General features: G+C 60.6%; 25 protein-coding genes and 1 riboswitch. Of the genes, 12 read left to right on the top strand and 13 right to left on the bottom strand.

Annotation, left to right across the window (positions count from 1 at the left end):
* Positions 1-7: 7 nt before the first annotated feature.
* Positions 8-1,165 (bottom strand): GGDEF domain-containing protein, encoded by a 1,158-nt coding sequence (locus BK670_RS13395; protein ID WP_123450178.1) that lies wholly within the window; start codon positions 1,163-1,165, stop codon positions 8-10.
* A 147-nt stretch (positions 1,166-1,312) separates the two neighbouring features.
* Positions 1,313-1,561 carry a hypothetical protein gene (locus tag BK670_RS13390; protein WP_123450177.1) on the bottom strand — a complete coding sequence of 83 codons (249 nt, stop codon included), beginning with the start codon at positions 1,559-1,561 and terminating at the stop codon, positions 1,313-1,315.
* A gap of 171 nt (positions 1,562-1,732) precedes the next feature.
* Here BK670_RS13390 and BK670_RS13385 point away from each other — a divergent pair, with 171 nt between their 5' ends.
* The 3 genes from BK670_RS13385 to BK670_RS13375 all read left to right on the top strand — a co-directional run bounded on the left by BK670_RS13385 (position 1,733) and on the right by BK670_RS13375 (position 4,128).
* Positions 1,733-2,377 carry an ATPase gene (locus BK670_RS13385; protein ID WP_123450176.1) on the top strand — a complete coding sequence of 215 codons (645 nt, stop codon included), beginning with the start codon at positions 1,733-1,735 and terminating at the stop codon, positions 2,375-2,377.
* An 86-nt stretch (positions 2,378-2,463) separates the two neighbouring features.
* The gene (locus BK670_RS13380; protein WP_123450175.1) at positions 2,464-2,805 is read left to right on the top strand and encodes a hypothetical protein; all 342 of its coding nucleotides are present in this window, start codon (positions 2,464-2,466) and stop codon (positions 2,803-2,805) included.
* A 681-nt stretch (positions 2,806-3,486) separates the two neighbouring features.
* Positions 3,487-4,128, top strand: a complete 642-nt coding sequence (locus tag BK670_RS13375; protein WP_123450174.1) for a LysE family translocator — start codon at positions 3,487-3,489, stop codon at positions 4,126-4,128.
* On the opposite strand, the gene BK670_RS13370 is transcribed toward BK670_RS13375, so the two are convergent.
* The 6 genes from BK670_RS13370 to BK670_RS13345 form a co-directional block, all read right to left on the bottom strand.
* Positions 4,125-5,318, bottom strand: coding sequence for a GAF domain-containing sensor histidine kinase (locus BK670_RS13370; protein WP_123450173.1), 1,194 nt, complete (start codon positions 5,316-5,318; stop codon positions 4,125-4,127). The genes BK670_RS13375 and BK670_RS13370 overlap by 4 nt on opposite strands.
* A 140-nt stretch (positions 5,319-5,458) precedes the next feature.
* Positions 5,459-7,636: a TonB-dependent siderophore receptor gene (locus BK670_RS13365; protein WP_123450172.1), complete on the bottom strand. Its 2,178-nt coding sequence runs from the start codon at positions 7,634-7,636 to the stop codon at positions 5,459-5,461.
* A gap of 256 nt (positions 7,637-7,892) precedes the next feature.
* Positions 7,893-8,732, bottom strand: coding sequence for a glutathione-dependent disulfide-bond oxidoreductase (yghU, locus tag BK670_RS13360; RefSeq protein ID WP_123450171.1), 840 nt, complete (start codon positions 8,730-8,732; stop codon positions 7,893-7,895).
* Positions 8,733-8,809: 77 nt separating this feature from the next.
* Positions 8,810-9,220 (bottom strand): GFA family protein, encoded by a 411-nt coding sequence (locus BK670_RS13355; RefSeq protein WP_123450170.1) that lies wholly within the window; start codon positions 9,218-9,220, stop codon positions 8,810-8,812.
* 2 nt (positions 9,221-9,222) lie between these two features.
* On the bottom strand, positions 9,223-10,299 hold the full coding sequence (locus BK670_RS13350; RefSeq protein WP_123450169.1) for an alpha/beta hydrolase family protein: 1,077 nt from the start codon (positions 10,297-10,299) through the stop codon (positions 9,223-9,225).
* Between the two features lie 88 nt (positions 10,300-10,387).
* Positions 10,388-11,314 (bottom strand): LysR family transcriptional regulator, encoded by a 927-nt coding sequence (locus BK670_RS13345; RefSeq protein ID WP_123450168.1) that lies wholly within the window; start codon positions 11,312-11,314, stop codon positions 10,388-10,390.
* Between the two features lie 123 nt (positions 11,315-11,437).
* Between BK670_RS13345 and BK670_RS13340 the strand changes: the two genes are divergently transcribed.
* From BK670_RS13340 to BK670_RS13330, 3 genes are all read left to right on the top strand, one after another.
* On the top strand, positions 11,438-11,713 hold the full coding sequence (locus BK670_RS13340) for a DUF2798 domain-containing protein (RefSeq protein WP_123450167.1): 276 nt from the start codon (positions 11,438-11,440) through the stop codon (positions 11,711-11,713).
* 289 nt (positions 11,714-12,002) lie between these two features.
* Positions 12,003-13,790 (top strand): thiamine pyrophosphate-requiring protein, encoded by a 1,788-nt coding sequence (locus tag BK670_RS13335; RefSeq protein ID WP_123450166.1) that lies wholly within the window; start codon positions 12,003-12,005, stop codon positions 13,788-13,790.
* Between the two features lie 122 nt (positions 13,791-13,912).
* Positions 13,913-14,629 (top strand): DUF72 domain-containing protein, encoded by a 717-nt coding sequence (locus BK670_RS13330; RefSeq protein ID WP_123450165.1) that lies wholly within the window; start codon positions 13,913-13,915, stop codon positions 14,627-14,629.
* Between the two features lies 1 nt (position 14,630).
* Here BK670_RS13330 and mntP read toward each other — a convergent pair whose 3' ends face one another.
* The 3 genes from mntP to BK670_RS13310 form a co-directional block, all read right to left on the bottom strand.
* Positions 14,631-15,194, bottom strand: a complete 564-nt coding sequence (mntP, locus tag BK670_RS13325) for a manganese efflux pump MntP (RefSeq protein WP_123450164.1) — start codon at positions 15,192-15,194, stop codon at positions 14,631-14,633.
* Positions 15,195-15,200: 6 nt separating this feature from the next.
* A riboswitch (yybP-ykoY riboswitch) is annotated at positions 15,201-15,374 on the bottom strand.
* A 191-nt stretch (positions 15,375-15,565) separates the two neighbouring features.
* On the bottom strand, positions 15,566-16,957 hold the full coding sequence (locus tag BK670_RS13315; RefSeq protein ID WP_123450163.1) for an ATP-binding protein: 1,392 nt from the start codon (positions 16,955-16,957) through the stop codon (positions 15,566-15,568).
* Complete coding sequence (locus BK670_RS13310; protein ID WP_123450162.1) at positions 16,954-17,616, bottom strand: response regulator; 663 nt, start codon at positions 17,614-17,616, stop codon at positions 16,954-16,956. The genes BK670_RS13315 and BK670_RS13310 overlap by 4 nt, the downstream gene beginning before the upstream one ends.
* 170 nt (positions 17,617-17,786) lie before the next feature.
* Between BK670_RS13310 and BK670_RS13305 the strand changes: the two genes are divergently transcribed.
* The 6 genes from BK670_RS13305 to BK670_RS13280 all read left to right on the top strand — a co-directional run bounded on the left by BK670_RS13305 (position 17,787) and on the right by BK670_RS13280 (position 22,814).
* The gene (locus tag BK670_RS13305) at positions 17,787-18,053 is read left to right on the top strand and encodes a PepSY domain-containing protein (protein WP_123450161.1); all 267 of its coding nucleotides are present in this window, start codon (positions 17,787-17,789) and stop codon (positions 18,051-18,053) included.
* Positions 18,053-18,598 (top strand): cytochrome b/b6 domain-containing protein, encoded by a 546-nt coding sequence (locus tag BK670_RS13300; RefSeq protein ID WP_123450160.1) that lies wholly within the window; start codon positions 18,053-18,055, stop codon positions 18,596-18,598. The genes BK670_RS13305 and BK670_RS13300 overlap by 1 nt, the downstream gene beginning before the upstream one ends.
* Before the next feature lie 50 nt (positions 18,599-18,648).
* Positions 18,649-19,944 (top strand): sialidase family protein, encoded by a 1,296-nt coding sequence (locus tag BK670_RS13295; RefSeq protein ID WP_123450159.1) that lies wholly within the window; start codon positions 18,649-18,651, stop codon positions 19,942-19,944.
* Positions 19,944-20,555 (top strand): hypothetical protein, encoded by a 612-nt coding sequence (locus tag BK670_RS13290; RefSeq protein ID WP_123450158.1) that lies wholly within the window; start codon positions 19,944-19,946, stop codon positions 20,553-20,555. Before BK670_RS13295 ends, BK670_RS13290 begins: the two co-directional genes overlap by 1 nt.
* Positions 20,556-20,576: 21 nt before the next feature.
* Complete coding sequence (locus BK670_RS13285) at positions 20,577-22,604, top strand: LTA synthase family protein (RefSeq protein WP_123450157.1); 2,028 nt, start codon at positions 20,577-20,579, stop codon at positions 22,602-22,604.
* Between the two features lie 69 nt (positions 22,605-22,673).
* A complete protein-coding gene (locus BK670_RS13280; protein ID WP_404942479.1) occupies positions 22,674-22,814 on the top strand; it encodes a hypothetical protein in 141 nt (46 codons plus the stop codon).
* Between the two features lie 184 nt (positions 22,815-22,998).
* Here BK670_RS13280 and BK670_RS13275 read toward each other — a convergent pair whose 3' ends face one another.
* Entirely contained in the window at positions 22,999-23,214 is a 216-nt protein-coding gene (locus tag BK670_RS13275; RefSeq protein WP_123450156.1) for a hypothetical protein, read from the bottom strand.
* Between the two features lie 118 nt (positions 23,215-23,332).
* The gene (locus BK670_RS13270; protein ID WP_123450155.1) at positions 23,333-25,012 is read right to left on the bottom strand and encodes an MFS transporter; all 1,680 of its coding nucleotides are present in this window, start codon (positions 25,010-25,012) and stop codon (positions 23,333-23,335) included.
* Positions 25,013-25,054 lie beyond the last annotated feature (42 nt).

Genomic DNA, 25,054 nt, shown 5'->3' with positions numbered 1-25,054 from the left:
GTTTTTATTATCCTGGAGTGGTGAGTCCGGTCAGGCGCAAGCGATTGCGTCCGCCGCGTTTCGATTCGTAGAGGGCGGCGTCGCCTTGCTCGATCAGCGCCGTCAGGTGCGCGGGCGGCTTGTCGAACAGGCTGGCGCCGATGCTCAGGGTCACGGCGGCGGTGGTGGGGAATGTCTGAGAAGTCATGGTCAGAAACTGCTCGCGCAATGCGTTGCCCAGTTCCATGACGCGCTCACCCGATGTGCTGCTGAGCAAAATGACAAACTCGTCACCGCCCAGGCGTGCGGTCAGGGCATTGCGCGGCAGCACCGAGCGGATCATCTCACTCAGCGCGATCAGCAAACGATCGCCGGCAGTGTGGCCGTACTGGTCGTTGACCAGTTTGAAGTTGTCGATATCGATCAGCAGTAAGGCGCCGGGATGCGCCGGCGAAACCTGTTCGAACAAGCGCGGCGCACGCTTTTCCAGGGCGCGGCGGTTGTACAGGGCGGTCAGCGGGTCGCGCTCGGCGAGGCGGGCGATCTGTTTTTCCCGGCGGTATCGTTCGGTGCCGGTCATCGACAGGGCGATCAACATGATTGCCATCGCACCCTCGACCAAGGAAATCTGAATGATCTCGCCACGAAACGCCGCCAGATCGATCAGCGTGCCGGGGATCACCACCGTCAGCGCTTTGGCCACGTAGAAAATCCCGTGACCGAGCAAGACATAACGCAACTGCACCGCGCCGACGCTCAACGACTTGCCGTGGGGGCGTAGCAGCGAACTGGCCTTGAGGGTCGACAACGCCACCAGCAGCGAATTGGCCGCCAGCATGACCTTCGACCACAGTGGCCCCTCCGGCAACAGCAGCAAGACCAGCCAGGTGACAAAGATCAGGTACCAGGCCGGCGACAGTCGGATCTGGGTGAAGCGCGCCACGCCGAGCAGGAACAGGAAATGCGCGGTCACCAGCAAGCCGTTGGCGAACCAGATGCCGATCAGCAAAAAGCCGCTGATGCGCAGCAGGGCCAGGGTGGAGCCGACGGTGATGGTGGCAAAACCGGCGCTCCAGAACAGCAGCGAAGGCTCACGAATGCTGCGCCATTCGATCGCCAGGTACAGCGCTGCGGCGGCTGCGAGGGCGATGGAAAGGGTCAGCATCGTAGGTGGATCGAGCGGCATTTCTTGATGAGCCTGTCTAAGTGGCAGTTTGACCGGCGATTGTAAGCGTTCGGGCGGCTTTTTCGCAGAGGCCGTATTGCCGCGCAGACCACTGGCTGCGGGGAGGGCGCGGTCGTTAGCCGCCCCCCTGAACCCCGGGCCGATCTGTCATTGCACGGGCGTGAGCCAAGTGTCGACGACGCGACGATCCAGTTCTTCCCAATAAGCCATGCCCAACACGCGGGTGGTGTTGAGCCCGCGCAGGTAACCGCGCAACTGGTTGGCGGTGTCATTGATGAGCTGTCGGTCGGTGATGTCCTTGTCCAGCAATACGCTTTCGTACTGAACCAGATATTCGGCCACACGCTCGCGGAAATCGGGCAGAACGGCGTCACGGATCAGGTCAAACGTTCTCAAGGCGAACTCCTCATTGGCTGTTTTTCTCGTTGTGGTTGAGTGTGTATCAGTCTGCACGTCGCGCAACTATTGCTAGAAGTAATAGTGACCATCACGAAACGCAAGTTCTGCTTTGTCGGCAATCGGCGGAAAATCACTTCCATCGAACACGCAGCTCAAGGAATTTGCGCGATGAACCCACTGACCCGACTGGCTTTGGTCGCCCTGCTGACAGGCGGCGCACTGTTCATAGCCCCGACTTACGCAGCCGATGCCGGGTCGTGTCACTTCCAGACCATCACGGGCAGCAGCGCCACGTTGCAACATTCGCAAACGGTGGGTGTGTTGCTCAGCGAGAACACTCTGGACAACCTGCAATACCTTGAGCGTTACCACGACATGGCGGTCAACGGCGCGAAAGATGCGCTCGACTCGCGGATTCGCCAAGCCTTTGTCAGCAGTTCCGATCCGGAACTGGCCATCGACTGGCTGGTGAGTTCGCTGCAACAGCAGTTCTTGTCGGTGACCGTTTACGACAACCTTGATGCCCTGGTGCAGGCGCATCCGGACGTGGTGGTGAAGCTCGACACCTTCAACCGCTTGCTGACGCAGCAGAACAGTCTGGTCGAAGCGCGTTTTACCGCACGCTTCTACGACGCCGAGTTGCAATACATCGGCAAGGCAGAAGGCGCCGTCGAGAAACAGTTGCCTTCGGTCTGGGTGCATAACCAGGCGGCACCGGCCATCGCTGCGCAGATCGGCAAGCAGCGTGACTTGCAACTCAACGCCTTGAAGCAATTCGATGTGTCGCTCAAAGCGCTGGTAGCGTCGAGCTGAACGCTTAAAACATAAATGGCGACGGCGGCTCCGTGAGGCTGAACCGTTGCCGGTTGAACCGAACGTTTATTTTCAGGATGACACCGATGCGTCTTTTATTTGTGCCTGTTCTGGCTGTTGCCTCTTTGCTGCTCGCCGGTTGTGCTTCGGCGCCGAATAACCCGAGCCTGACTTTGCAGACCAGCAAGACGCCTGCGCAATACGCCGATTGTGTTGTACCGAAGTTGCAGGGCAGTGCGTTGAACCCGACGGTTTCGCAGACTCAGCGTAGTTATCGGATTGTGGTGCCGAGCAAGGTTTCGGCTGACAACGTGCTCGAGGCTTACAAGGCTGGCAGTGGCGGCAAGGTGTTTATCTACGAGCGGCATTTGTTGGCTTCGAATCTTTTGCCTTCGAGTTTTGAGCGGGCGGCTCAGGATTGCATCTGATTTTGGCTTTTGTACGTATTTGACTGAGCTCCTTTGGTTGGCCGCAACCAACCAATTTTTTGCCTCGCGCCTTTATGTGGTTGCGGGGCTTTTTTTTGTTTGTTTGTTTGGGCTTGGCGGCCTTTGGGCCGACCATGCTCGGGGTGTTCTTTGTGAATATCCGTTGCTTCGGGTGTTGCCGCTGGCGGTTTCGCTCTTACAGCGAGTCCCTTTGGCAAACGCCCCAAAGGAACCAAAGGTCTGGGCCCCGGCGTTCGGCCCGCTCGCTGGGGCTCGGGGTTCCTTCGCTCCGGGATCTATCCGGGGGCATCGCTTCCGGTTTGCTTCGCTGCACCTCCTTTCGATGTGTTCGACTGCGTCGAACGGTCGCTGCGCTCCCACCCCCGGATAAATCCCTCCACTCAGCCTGCCGAAGGGGCCAGCAGGGCAAGATCAAGAGCTGCAGCCGAGCTAACGCTCATCCTGTTGAGTGGTGAGGGGCGGGGCTGTGTTTGGTTTTGGGGGATGCCGGGCTTTTTAGAACCTGAGTTCGGCTCGGTATTTCACGTCGGCGTAGCTCTCGCAATCACCTCGGTCAGTTCCTTCTCCCTCTGGGAGAGGGTTAGGGTGAGGGGCTTTTGATCTGGGCTATGCAGCCGGTTGCTGTAACATGCGGCAACTTCAATCATACGAGCAGCGAAAATGGATTCTCACTCGATATTGACCTTCACTGTGGTTGCGGCGATTGCTATTGCCAGTCCGGGGCCGGCGACGTTGATGGCGATCAATAACAGTCTCGCTCACGGGCAGCGCAGTACGATCTGGTCGTCGCTGGGGAATGCCAGTGGGCTGTTTTGTTTGTCGGCGGCGGCGATGTTGGGGTTGGGGGCGTTGTTGGCCAGTTCTGAAGTGCTGTTTAACGCGGTGAAGATTATCGGGGCCGGGTATCTGTTTTACCTCGGGGTCAAGCAATTGTTTAAAAAGGGGCCGATGCTGCCGGATGGGATTGAAGGGGAGGCGGGCAGGGTGCGGCCGACTCGCGGCAAGTTGTACAAGTCGGCGTTCCTGACGGCGGTGACCAATCCCAAGGCGACGATGTTTTTTACCGCGTTGTTTCCGCAGTTCATTGATCAGGACGCGGCGTTGCTGCCGCAGTTTTTGATCCTGACCTCGATCTTCATGGCGTTGTCGGTGTCGTCACTGAGTGTGTATGCCGCGCTGGCTTCGCGCGCGAAGGGCGTGCTGACCCGTCCGGCCTTGTCGCGTTGGGTCAGTCGTGTGGTCGGTTCGACCTTTATTGGTTTTGGCGCGGCGATTCTGACGATGCGGCGGCAGGCGGCTTAAAGCCATTTGTACCGGGCCGGGAATCTTGCCACGAAGCAGGTTCCCGCCTCGGCGCTTGAGGTCACGCTCAAGGTGCCGTTGTGCGCCATCGCGATCTGCGAGGCGATATACAGCCCCAGCCCCAAACCCTCGCAACGTTGCCCGGCTTCGGCTCGGGAGAACGGTTCGAACAGCAGTGGCATCAGTTGCGCTGAAATCGGTGTGCCCTGATTGGTCAGGGAGATGACGATCTCGTCATTTTCTGCATACGCCTTGAGGGCGATTGGCGCGCTGTTCGAGCCATGGGTGGCCGCGTTGCCCAGCAGATTGGAAAGCAATTGGCTGATGCGCAGCGCATCGCAATAGATACCCGCCGGCACATTCAGTTCATGGATAAACACCGCTTGGGGATGGGACGCTTGTACCTCGGCGAGGGTCAATTGCAAGGTGTGCTGCAAGTCGTCTACCAACTTGCGCTGCACCGGAATCCCGCCGCCCAGTCGTCCTCGGGCAAAGTCGAGGATGTTTTCGATCAACACGCCCATGCGCACCGAGCTGTTGCGAATCGCTGCAATCAGGTTGAGCGAGCGTTTGTCTTCGGTTTTGCTTTCCAGCAAGTCGGCGCTCATACGCACCGCGCTCAGTGGCGTGCGTAAGTCGTGGCCCAGTACGGCGATGAATTGCTCGCGCAGGCGCCCGAGTTCATTGGCGTTGTTCAGCTCGATCTGGGTCGCTTCCAGATGGCGTTGCGTGTCCAGGTTCATCGCGATCAATTGAGCGAACAAGGTCAGTGTCTTGGTAATGGCCGGTTCATCGATATTGGCCGGGACCGAGTCGATGGCGCACAGTGTGCCGAAGAAGTCGCCATTGGCTTTGACGATGGGAATGGAGATGTAGCTTTCCAGCCCATAGGTTTTCGGTGTGTGGTGCAGGGAGAAGACCGGGTGCGCACTCGCATGCCCGAAGATCACCGGCTGCTGATGCTGGCGGATCTCGTGGCAGATGGTCGATTCGAGTACCAACTCGCTACCGGGTTTTAGCCCGAAATCAATGGAGTCATCGACCGCGCACGCCACCCAGTTACTTTCAGTGACCCGCGCCACCGCGGCGAAACGCATGCCCGTGAGGTGTTTGACCATGCTCAGGATGACCGGAACCGCGTCAATGCTGCGGATCGCGTCGATGTCGGGGGTGAATTCCGGATTGGTCATGGCGCGATGCTTCGTGAAGAGTTCGCTCAGAGACTAACGGTTATTGCTGTTCATGACTAATGAAGAGGCCAGAAAGTACAAGGGCGCCGTGGATTTCCCCGGCGCCCTTGTTTTTTGCTGCTGGTTAGAACGTCAGCGACTCAGAACTTGTACTTGGCCGTCAGCATATAGCTGCGCGGAGTGCCGTAGTTGTCGTTGGACCCCCAGGTGACGTTGGAGCCGATGGCGGAGTAATACACGCGGTCAAAGATATTGTTCGCGTTAACCTGAAGATCCAGGTGTTTGTTGACCTCGTACCCGGCCATCAGGTCGGTGACTGCATAGCCGCCCTGTTCAAGCCGGTAGCTACCGTTATTGGCCAGGGCGACGTCGTTGTACATGCGGCTCTGCCAGTAAACGTTGCCGCCCACGCGCAGGTGTTGCAGCGGACCCTGGAAGCGGTACACGGTGGACACCTTGAACAGATGCTCGGGCGTGTCGGTTTCGAAACGTTGATTTTTGTTGGCCGGGTTCTCGTCTTTGATGTAGTGCGCGCGGGTGTAGGTGTAGCCGGCGCCGACCTGCCAGTTGTCGGTCAGCGCGCCTTGCAGTTCCATGTCCACGCCCTGGCTACGCACCTTGCCCGATGCCCCGTAGCAGGTCAGGACCGGGCAGCCGAACTGATTGTCGGCCTGGGTGGCGCGGCCGGTCTGGTCCATCTGGAACACCGCCAGACTGGCGTTGAGGGCGCCGTTGAAGTACTCGCCTTTGATGCCCACTTCGTAGTTTTCGCCGACGATCGGTTCGAGCACCTTGCCGCCGAGGTCCTTCTGGGTTTGCGGGGTGAAGATGTCGGTGTAGCTGGCGTACAGCGAGTGGTGGTCGTCGAGTTTGTAGATCAGGCCGGCGTAACGGGTGAGGTTGCGCGTGACTTTGTAGTCGCCATCGGCCGTGCGGTCATCGTAGTCGTACCAGTCGAGACGGCCGCCTAGGATCAGCGTCAGCGGATCGGCCAGGCTCAGGCGGGTGGTCAGGTAGACGGCGTCCTGGGTGGTGACGTTGCGGGTTTTGCCGTCACGCACGAAGTCGGGCTTGGGCGCGCCAATCGGCCACGCCGTGGTGTACGGATCGTATTCCTTGGTGGTCGCGTCGTACACACGATTGCTGGCGCCGACCACCAGTTCGTGGCTGCGGCCGAATGCTTCGAAGGGGCCGCTGGCGAACACGTCGAGCGAACGCTGCTTGTCGGTGTGATGGGATTGATAGGCCGTGGTTTCCAGCGGGCCGGCGTAGCGCGACAGGTAAGTCCCGGAGAACTCGCCGTCGAGGGTCGAGGACGAGCCGGCGACGTGCAGTTTCCAGTCGTTGTCGAAACGATGCTCGACTTCGCCGAACACCGTGTCGATCTGCAGCTTGCGGTTTTCCCAGTCGGTGCCCGGGTAGGTGGAGCGGGGCAGGTCGAGGTGGTGGCCGTTGGTGCCGATCGGCAGGCCGCCCCAGAAATAGTTGGTCTGCTCATTCTGGCGGGAGAAACCGAGGGTCGCGGTGGTGCTGTCGCTCAGGTCGGCTTCACCGATGGCGTAGAACAGGCCATGGTCGTTTTCTTCCTTGTCGCGGAAGCTGTCGGCGCCCTGATAGGAACTGACCACACGGCCACGCAGGGTGCCGCTTTCGTTCAACGGGCTGGAGGCGTCGATCTCGCCACGGTAGTCATCCCAACTGCCGGCGGCACCGGTGAGGGTTACGCGCTGATCGGCAGTCGGGCGTTTGCGCACCAGGTTGATCGCCGCCGAAGGATTGCCTGCGCCGGTGACCAGACCGGTCGCGCCACGGACGATTTCGACGCGATCGAACATCGCCAGGTTCGGTTGCACCGCCATCGAAAAGGGCGAGTACGAACTCGGCAGACCGTCGTACATGATGGTGTCGATGTCGAAGCCGCGCGAGCTGTAGGTCTGTCGACCCGGACCGCTGGCCTGACTGAGGAACAGTCCCGGCGTGCCTTTCACCACGTCATTGATGCTGGTCATGTTCTGGTCGTCCATGCGCTGACGGGTGATCACCGTCACCGCCTGAGGCGTTTCGCGCATGGTCAGCGAGAGCTTGGTCGCCGTGCGCATCGGGCCGGTGGTGTAAGACTGGGTGTCTTCGGTGGTGCTGCTCATCTGGGTCGCGCCGATTTCCGTTGCGTCCAGTTCCAGCGTGGCCGGCGCGGCCTGTTCAGGCGTGGCGGGTGTTGCCTCGTCGGCCAGCGCCGGTGTGACGCCGGCCATGCAAATGGCGAGTGCCAACAGGTTCGGTGAACGGTTTGAGCGGCGGTGAATGGTGCGAAACGACATCAATCTGCTTCCCCAAATGATACGAAAACGAATCCAGTGCGAGTGCGTGTAGGAATTATTCGCATTAGTGTGTCAGATCATTCCGGGTGAAGAAAGCCGTACGGCTCAGTTAGTTAACGAATTTTTCACAATCGGTCGGGCGCTCTGCGTAGCGGGTTGGCGCAGAGTCGCGGTTTTTCGGGGGCGAGATAGAGGCAAAACGGGCCGGCCACAAACGCTTGTGATCGGCCCGCTGCTAAACGTGAGGAGAGGGCTGTCAGGTCAAATCTTCAGCCTGGTGACGCTCGGGAAGTTGAGTCGCTTCATCGCCCCAAGTGCGATTGACGCGTTGCCCGCGAATGACCGCCGGCCGCTGAGCAATGTCCTCGGCCCAACGCTGCAAATGGGTGTATTCGTGAGCCGCAAGGAACTCGGCCGCCGAATAAACGTTGTTGCGCACCAGTTGCCCATACCACGGCCAGACCGCGATATCGGCGATGGTGTAGCGGTCGCCAGCCAGATAGGCGCTTTCGGCCAGACGCCGGTCGAGCACGTCCAGTTGCCGCTTGGCTTCCATGGTGAAGCGGTTGATCGGGTACTCCATTTTCTCTGGCGCATAGGCATAGAAGTGCCCGAAACCGCCGCCCAGATAGGGCGCCGAACCCATCTGCCAGAACAGCCAGTTCAACGTTTCGGTGCGGCCGGCCGGATCCTTCGGCAGGAAGGCGCCGAATTTTTCCGCCAGATACAGCAGGATCGAACCCGATTCGAATACGCGAATCGGTGGCTCGACGCTGCGATCGAGCAATGCCGGAATTTTCGAGTTCGGATTGATCTCGACAAAGCCGCTGGAGAACTGATCGCCCTCGCCAATGCGGATCAGCCACGCATCGTATTCGGCATCGCTGTGCCCCAGCGCCAACAGCTCTTCGAGCAGAATGGTCACCTTCACGCCGTTGGGCGTGGCCAGCGAGTACAGCTGAAGCGGATGTTTGCCGACCGGCAGGGTCTTGTCATGGGTCGGCCCGGCAATCGGCCGATTGATGCTGGCGAACTGACCGCCAGACGGGGCTTCGTTTTTCCAGACCTGGGGCGGAACGTACGGCGCTTTGCTCATCTAAGGGGCCTCTTCGTTGGCAAGTGGAAAAAATACCGGCTGAGAATAGACAGCACACCACAGAAACAGGGTCAGGCTCAACGCTGCGGCCATTGATCCTTGATTTCAAACCACGGCGCCTTCGACGTCACTTCCACATGTTGCTGTTTTTCCGTGGTGAACGTCGTGTCCAGCGTGCCCAGGGCTACCGAGATCCAGTCGCGGTACTCACCCTGATTGTTTGCCCAGAACAGCGACGAGCCGCAGTTCAGGCAAAACTGGCGTTGTACCGATTGCGAAGACTGATAGGCCTTGAGCTGTTCGGCGCCCTCCAACAGTTCCAGGTTCTGCCGCAGCACGCTGCCATAACTGGCAAACGCTGCGCCGTGGCTTTTGCGGCACTGGCTGCAGTGGCAGTGCGAAAGCGCTTTGGGCCGTGAACGGATCTGGTATTTCACCGCTCCGCACAGGCAACTGCCCCGGAAGGTCTGAGGGGAGGGCGTGAGCATTGTTATTGGGGTTCCTGGTAAGTAATGGCTGGTTTCAAGCGCTCAGGTGACGGCGCCAGAAACCCGCTGATCAGGGAAATCACCTGTTGCTGAATGACCGCACGCGGACGACCACCGTCGCCATCGGTGCAGATGATGCTGTCGCCCGGTACATCCTCGTCGAGCATGGCCACGGCGCCAGGTTTGCAGATTGCCATGAAACTGAAGTGACTGGCGTCGCTGATCTCGACGTAACGCGATGAGCTTTTTGGCAGGCGTTTGGCGAGGTCGACGGACTCCAGCTGCGCGGGTAATTCTTTCGACGGCACACCGGCAGCGATCACCAGAATTGGCACGGGGTAGGCCGCGAGGCTGGCGTCGGTCATCCCGCGCGACAGGCCCAGGTCCAGTGACACCACAGCCGTGACGCGCTTGTCGCGCCAATCGGCTGCCAGTCGGGCTTTTGATTGCGCAGTGCTCGCCGTGTTCATCTGTTGGTAAGCCGTGCAACTGGCTAGTTGCGGATGGGCTTTGCAGTCGTCGGCAAAACGCTCGGGGTCGAAGCGTGCGCCGCCGGCTTCGAGGACCGTCCAGCCGCCGAGCGAATGGCCGACAATGGCAATTCGATCCTTGGCCACTGCGCCGAACTTTTCCGGTTGTGCCGTCACCGCATCGATAGCGCGGCTGAGGTCAACGGGGCGTTGCCACAACTGCGCCGCCGCTTGCGGGCTGCGGTCGCGGCTGGTGGTGCCGGGATGATTGACCGCCGCGACGATGTAACCCTCATGGGCCAGTGCACTGGCCAGCCACGTCTGGTTGATCCAGCTTCCGCCGTTGCCGTGGGAAAGCACCACCAATGGATGTTCGCCACTGGCCACCGGAGCATCGAGCACGGCGGGGGCGCCAACGAAGACCGGGTTGTCGCCGAACAATTGTGGCGTCGCAGAGGTGGGCGAACTTGGGTACCAGACAACCATTTCTACCGGGCGCTCATTTAGCGGATCCGTCAGCGTGGCGTACTGGAAACCAACGGGTTGGGTGTCCGCGAACACGGAGCTGCTCAAGCAGATCAGGAGCAGAGCGCCGAGAGACTTTTTCATTGTTGTTATCTTCCGTGATGGGCCGAATGGGCGAGGTGGACTTTGCCCGATTTCGCGCGCTCCGGCGAGCCTCTTTGAGCCCTGCGTCTTAAACATTTTCCATCGGCCAGCGTGTGGCCAGATGCGCCGTCAGATAATCCAGAAAGGCTTTGACCTTCGGCGTCATCGCCGCGCGTTCCTGCACGCAGGCGTAGATGTCCATCGGCTCGACAACGGAGTGAGCGGCGTCGCTATGTTCAAACAGCGGCACCAATTGCCCGCTCGCGAGATACGGCGCCGCGACGAACTCCGCCAGGCGGGTGATGCCGGCGCCGTGGACCGCCATTTGCGCCAATGCATCGATGTCGTCGCTGATGGCGGTGGCATTGATATTGGCGTCGAAACGCTGCCCGTCGCGAATAAAACTCCAGCGCAGAAAGCGCCCGTCCAGGGGATAACGAAAGGCCAGGCAGGCGTGGTTCTGTAAATCATCTGGCGATTGCGGGCGACCGGCGCGCTGCAGATAGGCCGGCGCGGCGCACATGATGAAAGGCAGTGACACGATCCTGCGTGCAACGATGCCGTCCTCCAGTTGCGGCTTGATCCGCAGGCTCAGATCGATGCCGTCCTGGATGTGATTGATCTTGCCATTGGTGGTCGAGAGTTCGATGAGCAGGCGCGGATGCTGCGCAGCAAACCCGGCGATCAGTGCGGCCAGCACATGGCGGCCAAACGCGGAGGTCGAGGCGATACTCAAGCGGCCCTGCAACTCGCTTTCATCGCGGCTGATCGAGCTTTGCGCGGCTTCCAGATCCGCCGCAATCCGGCGGACCTTCTCGTAGTACAACGCGCCGTTTTCGGTAAGCGCCATGCTGCGCGTGGTGCGCTGCAACAGGCGCACGCCGAGGTGCGCTTCCAGCCGATTGATCGTCTGGCTCACCGCCGCCGCACTGACGCCGAGAATCTTCGCGGCGCCGACAATCGAGCCGGATTCCACCACTTTGATAAAACTGGCAATCGCCGCTAACAGATTCATCCGTGTCCTGCCGAGGGTTGATTCGTAAGTTCTGCTTTATAAAGTACCTGCGCTTGAGCGTCTAGTTACGCGGGGGCGGCGTTGCTAATGTGCGGTCTCCCTGTCACTGGATGGAAAAGCCATATGAATCAATCGACAAGCTCGGAAGCCTTGATCATCAGTCGTCGCAAGCTGTCACCCCGCGCCACGCCGTATGTGTTCGCGCTGTACATGGCGACGATCATGGCGTTTCTGATGTCGTTGGTGATCACTGCCGCCAACTCGGGCATTGATAACGACTACCTAAGTAATGCCTTGCACGCCTACAAGCTGGCGATGCCGATCGCGTTTCTGTGCATCCTTGTCGTGCGGCCGATCGTGATCAAACTGGTGGCGTGGACGGTGCATCCGCATCGTTGAAAGGCCCCACCTCAACGGTGACTGTTCTGACGTTTTCGCGAGCAGGCTCGCTGCCACATGTGGAATGCAAATCCCTGTGGGAGCGAGCCTGCTCGCGAATGGCCTCACCGCCGACCGAGAGGTCTTGTGGGGGGGGGCAGAAAAATTCGTCGAGCATTTGCTGGAGCGCTGCCCGGCTTAGGGAAATCCATCGAAACTTCGCCAACCAGCTCACTGTCCAGACTCTTACACCTGCCGGCGGATGTTCTGCCGGGGCAGCTCCATGCAGCGGAGAAAGACGAGGATTGAGATGACGATGACAGTGGGAGATTTTCTGGTTGAGCGGCTCAGCGAATGGGGCGTTACGCGGATTTTTGGCTATCCGGGGGACGGCATCAACGGCGTGTTCGGCGCGCTCAGTCGAGCCAAGGGAAAGATCGAATTCGTCCAGGCCCGCCATGAAGAAATGGCCGCGTTCATGGCCTCGGCGCATGCCAAGTTCACCGGCGAGTTGGGGGTGTGCATTGCCACTTCCGGCCCGGGCGCCTCGCACTTGATCACCGGCCTCTACGACGCGCGCATGGACCACATGCCGGTCTTGGCCATCGTCGGTCAGCAGGCACGCACGGCACTGGGCAGTCACTATCAGCAAGAGCTGGATCTGGTGTCGATGTTCAAGGATGTCGCCGGGGCATTTGTGCAGCAGGCGTCGGCGCCTTCGCAGGTGCGCCATCTGCTCGATCGGGCCGTGCGCACGGCTGTGGGTGAACGCCGGGTAACCGCGCTGATTCTGCCCAACGATTTGCAGGCGCTGAAATACGAAGCACCGGCTCGCGAACATGGCACCGCACATTCCGGGGTCGGTTACACGAAGCCGAAAGTGTTGCCGTATGACGTCGATCTGCAGCGTGCCGCCGAGGTTTTGAACGCGGGAGACAAGGTCGCGATTCTGGTTGGCGCGGGGGCTTTGCAGGCGACCGATCAAGTCATCGCGGTGGCCGAAAAACTCGGCGCCGGTGTCGCCAAGGCCCTGTTGGGCAAAGCCGCGTTGCCGGATGATCTGCCTTGGGTCACCGGCAGCATCGGTCTGCTCGGCACCGAACCGAGCTACAAACTGATGAGCGAATGCGACACCTTGCTGATGATCGGCTCGGGTTTTCCGTACTCGGAGTTTCTGCCCAAGGAAGGTCAGGCGCGCGGTGTGCAGATCGATTTGCAGCCCGACATGCTCAGCCTGCGCTATCCGATGGAGGTCAATCTGGTCGGCGATTCGGCGGAAACCCTCGCGGCGCTATTGCCCCTGCTGGAGCAGAAAACCTCCAACAAGTGGCGCAAGAAAATCGAAGGCTGGCGCGGTAGCTGGGAGAAGACCCTGGAAAGACGTGCGATGGCCAAAGCCGACCCGGTCAACCCGCAAAGGGTGGTTTATGAGCTGTCGCCGCGCCTGCCCGATGCTGCAATCATCACCAGCGACTCCGGCTCCTGCGCCAACTGGTTTGCCCGCGATCTGAAAATCCGCCGTGGCATGCAGTGCTCGTTGTCCGGTGGTCTGGCGTCCATGGGTGCCGCTGTGCCCTACGCGATTGCCGCCAAATTCGCCTATCCCGAACGTCCGGTGATTGCACTGGTGGGTGACGGCGCAATGCAGATGAACAACATGGCCGAACTGATCACCGTCGCCAAATATTGGCGGCAATGGGCGAGCCCGAAATGGATCTGCGCGGTGTTCAACAACGAGGATCTCAATCAAGTCACGTGGGAGCAGCGAGTGATGGAGGGCGATCCGAAGTTCGAAGCGTCGCAAAGTATCCCGGACGTGCCTTATCACTTGTTTGCCATTTCCATTGGCCTGAAAGGCATTTTTGTCGATCGCGAAGAAGACGTCGCCGCTGCGTGGGAGCAGGCCCTGGCGTCGGAAGTACCGGTGGTGATCGAGTTCAAGACCGACCCGAACGTGCCGCCCTTGCCACCGCACATCAAGCTTGAACAGGCGAAAAAATTCGCCACGACATTGCTCAAGGGCGATCCGGATGAGGCCGGGGTGATCATGCAAACCGCCAAGCAGGTGCTCGGCGCGGTGTTGCCCGGGAAAAAATAACCGGTTAATCGACAGACAACTGTAGGAGCTGCCGGAGGCTGCGATCTTTTGATCTTGATCTTTAAAAACAAAATCAAAAGATCGCAGCCTTCGGCAGCTCCTACAGGTCAGGAGGTGGACTTTTGATTTATGTGGGCTGTGCAGGCTGGAGTCTGGGGCGCGAGCACTGGCCGGCATTTCCCGTAGAGGGCACGCATTTACAGCGCTACGCCGCGCGCCTCAATGGCGTGGAAATCAACAGCTCGTTCTACCGTCCGCATCGTCGGCAAACCTATGAGCGTTGGGCCGATGGCGTACCGGAGGCCTTCCGTTTTTCGGTGAAAATGCCCAAACACATCACCCATGAATTACGCCTGGCAGGTTGCGAGGCGGCGCTGGACAAATTTCTGGCTGAATGCGGCGGTCTGGGCGAACGCTTGGGCTGCTTGCTGGTGCAGTTGCCACCATCACTGGCGTTTGACGACGCCAGCGCCGAAATCTTTTTAACGACATTGCGCGAGCGGTTTTCCGGCGCGGTGGTGCTGGAGCCAAGGCATAAATCGTGGGTCAGCGCCGAGTCGTTGCTGAAGACTTATCAAATCGCCCAAGCAGCCGTCGATCCCGCGCGCATCAGCAATGACGCTGCGCCAAGTGGCTGGACAGAAACGAAGTACTGGCGCCTGCACGGCTCACCGCGCATTTACCACAGCGCCTACGAACCCGGTTATCTGCAAAACCTCGCACAAGCCTTGCAATCAGCGGCCGCAGCGGGTGCCGCGGCCTGGTGCATTTTCGACAACACCGCCAGCGGTGCAGCGCTGGGCAATGCCTCAGCGCTGGCGACGCTGACCTCAGCTTGAATCAGACCGACAGGTGCTCGTACAAAATCGTCGCACCGACAATCATCAGCACCACGCCCCCGACGATTTCCGCACGCTTGCCAACCACGGCGCCGAGCACTCGGCCGAGCATCACACCAATGGTCACCATGGTCATGGTCGCCAGACCGATCGCCGCCGCAGCGACCCAGATGTTCACGTCGACAAACGCCAGGCCGACGCCGACCGCGAGCGCGTCGATGCTGGTGGCAAACGCGGTGACGGCGAGAATCAGGAAGGAGTGCGAACCGGGTTTTTCTTCTTCCTCTTCTTCGTGTTTCAGGCCGTTGTAGATCATGTGCAGGCCGAGAACCAGCAGCAGGGTGAAAGCGATCCAGTGGTCCCATTCGGCCACCCAGCGAGTCGCCGCCTGGCCGATCAGCCAGCCGATGATGGGGGTGATGGCTTCGATCACGCCGAAGATCAGACCGGTGCGCAGGGCTTCAGTGAGACGCGGTTTGTGCAGGCTGGAGCCTTTGCCGATGGCGGCGGCGAACGCATCCGTGGACATGGCCAGAGCGAGGAATATGAGGGAAACAGGATTCACGGGGGCACACTTCCAGTCGGGCTATGAGTCAACGACACAACCACACGCCCGACTTTAGGCATGGATGTGTCGTCGGTCTCACCAACCATAAGGTGTTCGTACCACGGCATGTTGCCGAGAATGTTGATACGAACGCTTCCGAAAGGCTCGGAAACAGGCTACTCCCCAACGAGGCCGCGGATCTTAACAGGTCGATATGAAAATTTCGTCAAAAGGCCAGGCCACTCCCAATCATATTCCTGTGATGAGCCCCCTGTGGCGAGGGAGCTTGCTCCCGCTGGGGCGCGAAGCGGCCCTTCTTTTCGACACGAAGAAGGACTGCTGCGCAGCCCAGCGGGAGCAAGCTCCCTCGCCACAGGAAAGTGTCAGACTCAGGTGGCCGAGGTCAGGGACATGGGTATTTCATTGATGCGCAACTCAGCGCACAAACCACCCTGCGGCAGGTTGTACAGCTGCAAGGTGCTGCCGACCTTGCTGACGATCATCTGCACGATCGCCAAACCCAATCCGGCGCCATTCCCGTGGCCGTGGCTGTAGAAACGCTCGAACAGCCGCGCGTAATCAGCTTCGTCGATGCCGGGACCAGCGTCCTCGACACTGATGTACACCGCGCCGGAAGCCTGTGGCTGGACCTGCACCCGCACTTCGCTGCCCGGCGGGGCGAAGTTCAAGGCGTTGGTGACCAGATTCTGCAGGGCGATGGCCAGCGCCACAGGATCGGTTTCGACCGGGCAGTGATGGTCGCTGTCGAGGATCAGTTCGACGTCTTTCTCCCAGGCCAGCGGCGCCAGTTCGGCGAGTTCCTCGCGGACCAGCGCGGTCAGCTCCACCGGACTTCTTTGCGGGTTGGCCAGGCGCGGCTCGATGCGTGCCATGGTCAGCAACTGGCTGGCAATACGCGTGGCGCGATCCACTGCGCTAACCAGAAACTCCAGCGCTTCTTCGCGTTGTTGCGCGGTACTGGCGAGCTGGGCGTTTTGCGCATGGATGCGCAGAATCGCCAGCGGCGTGCGCAATTCATGGGCGGCATCGGCGATAAACCGTCGCTCACGCGCGAGCAGATTGTCGATCTGCTGCAACAGCCGATTGAGCGCGGTTTGCATCGGTTCAAGGTCGTGGGGCAGGGGGCGCAGATTTAGCGGTTTGAGGGTGTCGGTGTTGCGCCCGCGAATAGTCTGCGCCATGGTCCGCAACGGTTGCAGACCCCAACCGATGGCCAGCCAGATCAGGATCGCCAGCGCAGGCACGCCGATCACACTCGGCCACAACGTATGGCCAACAATACGCTCGATCAGATCCTGGCGAATGTCATCGCGCTCACCCACCCAGATCAGCAACCCTTGTTGCGCGTCCTTGAGCAGAAACGCGCACCAGTCGCGGCCGTTTTCCATCAGGTCATGGGAACCGAGGGTGGTCGGTGGCGCCTTGAGTTCCGGTGCTTCGGCCGAGCGCATCAGCAACTGCCCGTCGCTGCGCCAGACCTGAAAGGTCAGACGGGTTTCGTAGGGATGCGCCACCTCGCCATCGCCGACCCGGCTCATGGCGGCATCGAAAGCCTGATAAAGCCGATGCCAGTCGTTGTCGCCCGGTGCGCGTTGCGCCAACACGCCTTGCAGCAGGCGCGCGCTCTGCGCCAGTTGTGCATCGTAGACCTCTTCGATTTCATGATGACTGTCGCGCAACACCAGCCAACTGATCAGCACATCGCCCATCAGCACCAGGATCAGCACCGGCACCAGAATCCGCGCACGTATCGAGATCATGCTTTGCCCGCCACCACGTAACCGACGCCGCGCACGGTGCGGATCAACTCGGTCGAGAGTTTTTTGCGCAGGTTGTGGATCAGCACTTCGAGGGTGTTGCTCTCGACCCGTTCCTGCCAGCCGTACAGCGCGCCGGACAGGCGCTCGCGGGTGACGACTTTGCCGGGCCGGGCCATCAGTTGATGCAGCAGTTGATATTCCATCGGCGTCACCACCACCTCGTTGCCGTGCCAGGTGACTTGCTGGCTGACTGGATCGAGGCACACGCCGGCATGTTCCAGCACCGGTTGCGCACGGCCCTGACTGCGCCGCAGCAAGGCACGGATGCGCGCCTTCAGCTCATCGACGTCGAACGGTTTGATCAGGTAGTCATCGGCACCGGCGTCGAGGCCGGCAATGCGTTCGGCGGTGCCATCGCGCGCGGTGAGGATCAGCACTGGCAAATCCTGTTGCTCGCTGCGCAATTGCTGCAGCAGGTTCAGGCCATCGAGGCGGGGCAGGCCAAGGTCGAGCAGCAGCAGATCGAAGCTTTCACTGCGCAGGGCATGCAAGGCACTGACGCCGTCCTGCACCCAGTCGAGGGTGTAGCCTTCGCTGCTCAGGGCAACGCGAATGCCTTGTCCGAGGGCACGATCATCTTCGACCAGAAGCAGGCGCATGGGCGGTTCTCTGTGGGTAATACGGGGTTGGATGGGCGGCATCATGCCGCCGCGCAGAGCGCCGTGGCAGGCTATCCGACGGGAAAGATGTAACGACTCGTTGCCAACTAAGCTTTCACTAAGGTTGCTTTTGCACAGTGAGGCCTTCCTCATCCCGCGAGAGTGATTCCATGCGCAAACTGTTGCTGTTGTCTTTGATCGTCGCCAGCCCATTGGCTATCGCCGGCCCGCAATGCACCACCGCCGAGCGCTCGCAATGGCAAGACCAGAAGGCCTTTCAGGAACAGCTGAAAGCCCAGGGTTACGAGATCAGCAAATTCAAAATCACCGACGGCAATTGCTACGAGATCTACGGCTTCGACAAGGACAAGCGCAAGGTCGAGATCTACCACGACCCGGTCAGCGGTAAAGCGGTCAAGACCGAGATCAAGGGCTGATGCCGAGCGCGTCCCTGCGCCTGTGGGATCCCGTGGTGCGCCTGTTTCATCTGTCCATCGCGGGCGTCTTCGTTGCCAATTACTTCTTCAATGAGGCCGGTGACGACTGGCATGTCTGGCTCGGCTATTACGCCATGGGCTGGCTGGCGGTACGAACGGTGTGGGGATTCGTCGGGCCGCGCAGTGCACGCTGGGCGGATTTCTGGCCGACGCCATCGCGTTTGCTCGGCCATGCACGGTCGCTGCTGGCCGGGCGTCCCGAGCATCGCCTCGGCCACTCGCCGATCGGCGCGCTGGTGATGATCCTGATGTTGCTGGCATTGCTGACCACCGGCCTCAGTGGCTGGGCGATGGAGGAGGTTGACGCCTTGTGGGGCGCCGATTGGCCGTTGTGGGTTCATGAAACCGCAGCCGACGGCCTGCTCGTGTTGGTCTGCATTCACATCGCTGCGGCGTTGTTTGAAAGTTTTCAGCTTCGCGACAACTTGCCGTTGTCGATGCTCACGGGGCGCCGTCGCCGCTTGCCGGACGACTCGACGCGCTGACAAGGACGTCTGCCCATTGTTAAACCACCTGTCCTTGCCGCGAGTCCTCTATGCGTGCGTTGTCCTTTCGCTTGAAATTCACCCTCGGCAGCCTCGCTGTGTGCCTGATCTTTCTGGCGGCGTGGCGCAGTCATCCGACCCACGTGCTGGCGCCATTCGCGCTCTCGACCGCGCCGGTTGACGCCGCGCAGCCACCTTCCGAGCCGATGTACAGCAGCCGTTTCGTCTCCTCGCAACTGGACGATTTTGTCCATTCGTCGTCGGTCACGGCGCTGCCCGGCGGTGACCTGATGGCGGTGTGGTTTGCCGGCTCGCGCGAAGGGGCTGCCGACGTGCAGATCCGCACCGCACGCTTCGACGCAAAAACCGCAGAGTGGGGCGCCGAACACGTGCTGGCGACCCGTGAATCGACCCGCGACGGCACTCGCCGCTACATTCGCAAACTGGGTAATCCGGTGATCGCCCTCGCGCCCGATCAGCGCTTGTGGATGTTCTATGTCTCGGTGTCCGTTGGCGGTTGGGCGACCAGTGCGATCAATGTGATGGTCTCCGAGGACTTCGGACGCAGTTGGTCGACGCCACGGCAATTGATCACCTCGCCGTTCTTCAATATCAGCACGCTGGTGCGCGCCGCGCCGGTGTTCCATGCCGACGGCTCGATCGGCTTGCCGGTGTACCACGAGTTCATGGGTAAATTTGCCGAGTACCTGTACCTGAGCGCGGACGGCGCGGTGATCGACAAATTCCGCATCAGCCGTGGCAAGCACTCGTTGCAGCCGACTATCGTGCCGCTGGACGGCCACCGTGCCGTGGCGATGTTGCGCTATGCCGGCGAGACCCATCATCGGGTGCTTGCCAGCCGCACCAACGACGCCGGCCAGACCTGGAGCGAACCGTATCCGCTGGAACCGGCCAACCCCAACTCGTCGCTGGCGGCGGTGGGCACGGCCGACGATGGTCTGCTGGTCGCGCTGAATGATCTGCAGGACGGGCGTTTCAAACTCAGCCTGTACGGCACCGATGCCAACCTTAATGACTGGCGCAGCGTCATCGATCTCGACCAATCGCCCGATCCGCTCGGCCAGCCGTTCGCCCCCGAAGCCTACAAAGCGATCATCGGCGAAGGCTTCCGCGCCTCCAGTGGCGCACGCCGCTTGCCCTTGGAGCAACGCTTTCTGAGCAATCTCGACTACCGCGTGTGCAAGCCGCGCGGCTGTGATTTCGAGTACGAATACCCGTACTTCAGCCGCGGTTCGGATGGTCTCTATCACCTGGTGTATTCGTGGAATAACACCTTTATCAAACATGTCAGCTTCAACGATGCGTGGCTGGCGGAGCGCCTGTGATGATGTTTCCCTGGCAAGCCCATTTGAGTTTCATCCTGCTCGGTTTTGTCCTGCTCAGTGCCTTCAGCCTGACCCGGCACTGGCGGCCGTGGCTGTTGCCGTTATTGGCACTGGTCAGTTTTATCCCGTTCAACGATCTGCCGCTGGCGGCCTATGTGCGCAGCTTTACCGACGATCTGGCGATCACCACGCTGGTGTTGCTGGCCTGGGTCAGTCTGCTGCGCCTGGGCGTCGTTCAGCCGTTGCCCACGCTCAAACGCGTGCAGGTGCTGGTGCTGTTTGGTCTGTTGGCGCTGATCCTGTACCCGGCGACGATGGGCCTGACCTATGTCGATCCGTACCGCTGGGGCTTCAACCCACGGCCGATGATCGTGCTGATCGGCCTGACCACGTTGGCGCTGTTGTGGCTGCGCAACGGGCTGGGCGTAGCGATGCTGGCGCTCGGCACGCTGGCCTTCGCGCTGCGCCTCAAAGCCTCGGAAAACTATTGGGATTACCTGATCGATCCGCTGCTGGTCGGTTACTGCCTGGTCGCCGGTGCAGCGCTTTGCGTCCGCGAAGTCTGGCGCCTGCTGCGGCCGGTCTCGGCCGTGCCGACATCTTCAAACTGAATCACGACACAGAGGTCGACGATGGGGTGGTTGCAATCGCGGCGCCTGCGCTACGGCGTCGGCGCGGCAGGTTTGACGTTTTTACTCTTGGCCCTTCTGCGGCTGGTGTTTGTGCTGGGCTTTTCCGGTGTCGATGTCAGCGCGTTTGCCGACAACCCGCAATTGCGCGAAACCCTCGGCATCGGTTTGCGCTTCGACCTGCGTTTGGCGGTGCTGTTGATGTTGCCGCTGGCCGTATTGGCCTGGCTGCCGCGCTGGAACCTCGCGCGCGTACCGTTGCTGCGCCGTGTGGCGCGGGGCTATTGGCTGCTGGCGCTGGGCGTAGTCGGTCTGGTCTACATCATCGATTTCGGCCATTACGCCTACCTCGGCGTGCGCATCAACGCCACGGTGCTGCGTTATCTGGACGATGCGCAGATCTCGCAGCAAATGGTTTGGGAAACCTATCCGGTCCTGTGGATCGCCCTCGGCTGGCTGGCGGTGCTGGGATTGTGGTTCTACGGATTTGTGCGCCTGGAGCGCGCGACGCTGGCCCGTGAACCTCGGACCATCCGCCGCACCTCGTTGATATTTGCCAGCAGCGTGGGCTTGGTTGCCGTGCTGTTGGCGTTGCTCGGGCGCGTGGAAAATCTCAACCTGGAAAACCCGGTGCCGTTGCGTTGGAGCGATGCGTTTTTCTCTGGCAATGCGCAGATTGCCGCCGTAGGCCTGAACCCGGTGCTGTTCCTCTACGACACGCTCAAGGCCGGGCAGGCGCAGTACGATGAAGCGCAGGTGCGTGAGCATTACCCGGCAGTTGCGCGTTATTTGGGAGTTGATCAGCCAGACACGCAAACCCTGACATTCGCGCGACAGCAAGCCGTGCAACCGTATCGTGTCGCCGGCGCGCCGAACGTGATGTTCGTCATGCTCGAATCGTTGGGCACCAGCGCGGTGGGCGCCTATGGCAACCCGCTGAACCCGACGCCGAATCTTGATCGACTGGCAACCGACAGCTGGTTTTTCCGCCACTTCTACGTGCCGGTCACCGGTACTGCGAAAACCGTGTGGGCCAGCATCACCGGGGTGCCGGACGTTACCCGTCAGGAAACCGCCACCCGCCATCCGCTGATCACCCGCCAGCACACGCTGATCAACGCCTTCAGCGATTATCAGAAGTTCTACATGATCGGCGGCAATGCCGGCTGGGCGAATATCAATGCGCTGATCCAGCAAAGTATCGAGGGCGTGAAGCTGTATCAGGAGAGCGACTGGCGTTCGCCGCTGGTGGACGTTTGGGGGATTTCCGACCTCGACCTGTTCAAGGAAAGCGATCGCATTTTGCGCGATCTTCCCAAGGACCGGCCGTTCTTCGCCTACCTGCAAACCTCGGGCAACCATCGGCCGTTCACCATTCCCAAGGACAACGACGGCTTCCAGATCAGCAACCTGTCGCTGGAACAGGTGCAAGCCGCCGGCTCACGCAGCGTCGAGCAATACAACGCGGTGCGTCTGCTGGACTTCAATATTGGCAAGTTGATGGAACTGGCCAAGGCCGGCGGCTATTACGACACCACGATTTTCGTGTTCTTCGGCGACCACAACACCCGCATCAGCCAGATCCCGCACATGCCGCCGGCCTTCGAGCAACTGGGGCTGGAAAGCAACCACGTGCCAATGCTGATCCATGCACCGGGGCTGCTAAAACCCAAAGTGATCGACGAGGCGGTGGGGCTGGTGGACTTGCTGCCGACCGTGGCCGGCATGGCCGGTATCCCGTTCAGCAACGGCGCAATGGGCCGCGACATTCAGCAACCGGCACCGGAAGGCGAGCGCGTGGTGCCGCTGGTCTTGCGTGAAGGCACCTTCCCGTTGATCGGCGGCGTGACCCGGCATCATCTGCTGCAAATGCAGCACGACGGCAGCGCGCCGACCTTGCATGATCTGCGTTCCGCGACGCCGCTGGACAACGTCGCCGAGCAACACCCGCAGGAGTTTCAGCGGCTGGTGGAGCTGACGCGCGGGCTGCATGAAAGTGCGCGGCTGATGCTCTATCGCAATGTGCGCTGAGCGCTGAATTGGCGAGGGGGAAGAGCGCGGGCTAGAGTTGTGGGTCTCCTGTCCGTCGAGAATCCGGCGATGAAAAAAGCAGAGGGCACTGCATCCGCTTCGGCACTGATCGATCAACGCATTGCCGAACTGGGCGACTGGCGCGGTGAAATGCTGGCGCAGATCCGCGCGGCCGTGACACTCAACCTGGCGAAGAAGCCCTCACTGTAACCCTCTCCCGGGGGGAGAGGGGACTGACCGGGGTGATCATGCAAGTTACGCCGACCTGAAATACCGGGTGAACTGAAGATTCAAAAAGCACACAAATCGGCTCCCTTTCCCCCTCGCCCCCTTGGGGGAGAGGGCTGGGGTGAGGGGGTAGATCCAGCAGACTGTTGCGATCGCCTGCAAAACACTAATTACCATCGGCCACTTTGCGCTCTATCTCATCGATCTTGCGCTGTAGCGTCTCGGCGTCCTGTTCCTTCACGCAGGTGGATGAAGGCGTGATCACCTCGTCCACGGCTTCGGTGTCGTCGTCTCGGTCTTCAAGATCGCGCTCGACCACATTCACCGGTTTGCCGGACGTGTCGGTTGGTGGGGCGTTCGGGGTTTTATCGTTGCTGTTCATGTTGGTGACCTCCAGTGGTGTAAACATTGGAGGCAGGCAGTGCGGCAGGCGTTCGATATTTTTGCCGGGTTGTGCCGAATGGCGCCCTCCCGCGATGGAGAGGGCGCGCTGACGGTTTTCAGTCTTTGAGGATGTCGCGATCCTTGGTTTCCGGCAGGAAGAATGTGCCGAGTACCGCCGTCATCACCGCAATCACGATCGGATACCACAAGCCGTAGTAGATATCCCCCGTGGCCGCGACCATGGCAAAAGCCACCGTCGGCAGGAAACCACCAAACCAGCCGTTACCAATGTGATACGGCAGCGACATCGAGGTATAGCGGATGCGGGTCGGGAACAGCTCGACCAGCCATGCGGCAATCGGGCCGTAGACCATGGTCACGTAGATCACCAGCACGGTCAGCAGGAGTAGCACCATCGGATAATTGGTTTTCGCCGGGTCGGCTTTCTCCGGATAACCAGCCTCCTTGAGCGCGGTGCCGAGGGTCGCGGTGAACGCATCGTTACGGGTCTTGAAGTCGGCGGCCGGCAGGGCGCTGCCTTCGAAACTCTCGACGACTTTGTCACCAATGCGCACTTGCGCGACGGTGCCCGGCTCTGCAATCACGTTTTCATACGGGATCGCCCGTTTCGCCAGCAATGTCTTGGCCAGGTCGCAGGAACTGGTGAATTTGGCCTTGCCCACCGGGTCGAACTGGAACGAGCACTGATCCGGGTTGGCGATCACTTTGACCGGGTTCTTCTCCTGGGCGATGAACACATCGGGATTACCGTACTGGGTCAGCGCGTGGAAGATCGGGAAGTAGGTCAGCGCTGCCAGCATGCACCCGACCATGATGATCGGTTTGCGCCCGATACGGTCGGAGAGGCTGCCGAAGATCACGAAGAATGGCGTGCCGATCAACAGTGATCCGGCAATCAACAGGTTGGCGGTCTGCGGGTCGATCTTCAGCGTCTGTAACAGGAAGAACAGCGCGTAGAACTGCCCGGTGTACCAGACCACCGCTTGCCCGGCCGTGCCGCCGAGCAACGACATGATCACCACTTTGAGGTTGTCCCAACGCGCGAAGGATTCGGTCAGCGGCGCTTTCGACGCCTTGCCTTCAGCCTTCATCTTCTGGAACACCGGCGACTCGCTCAGCTGCAGGCGGATGTACACCGAGACGATCAACAGCAGGATCGACAGCAGAAACGGAATCCGCCAGCCCCAGGCTTCGAAGGCTTCGGTGCCCAGCGCGGTGCGGCAGGCGAGGATCACCAGCAGCGACAGAAACAGGCCGAGGGTCGCGGTGGTTTGAATCCACGAGGTGAAGAAGCCGCGTTTGTTGCGCGGCGCGTGTTCGGCCACGTAGGTCGCGGCGCCGCCATACTCACCACCCAGCGCCAAGCCTTGCAGCAAGCGCAGGGTAATCAGGATGACCGGGGCAGCTACGCCGATGGTCGCGTAACCGGGCAATATGCCGACAATCGCGGTGGAGACGCCCATGATCACGATAGTGATCAGGAACGTGTGTTTGCGCCCGATCATGTCGCCGAGCCGACCGAATACAATCGCCCCGAACGGCCGCACGGCGAACCCGGCGGCAAAGGCGAGCAGGGCAAAGATGAACGCAGTGGTTTCGTTGACACCGGCGAAAAAGTGCTTGGCGATGATCGCCGCCAGTGAGCCGTAGAGGTAAAAGTCGTACCACTCGAAAACCGTGCCCAGAGACGAAGCGAAGATAACCTTGCGCTCCTCCTTGGTGATGCCGCCGCTGCGCGGTGGACTGCCGGTGGATGCTGTGTCGATTGTGGCCATGGGTGTTCTCCGTCGTGCTTATTGTTGTAGGCCGGAGTCCCC

This window comes from Pseudomonas fluorescens (assembly GCF_003732425.1).
Classification (GTDB): Bacteria; Pseudomonadota; Gammaproteobacteria; order Pseudomonadales; family Pseudomonadaceae; genus Aquipseudomonas; species Aquipseudomonas fluorescens_BE.
The sequence above is the reverse complement of the archived record's forward strand: the minus strand, read 5'-3'. Positions and strand labels throughout refer to the sequence as shown.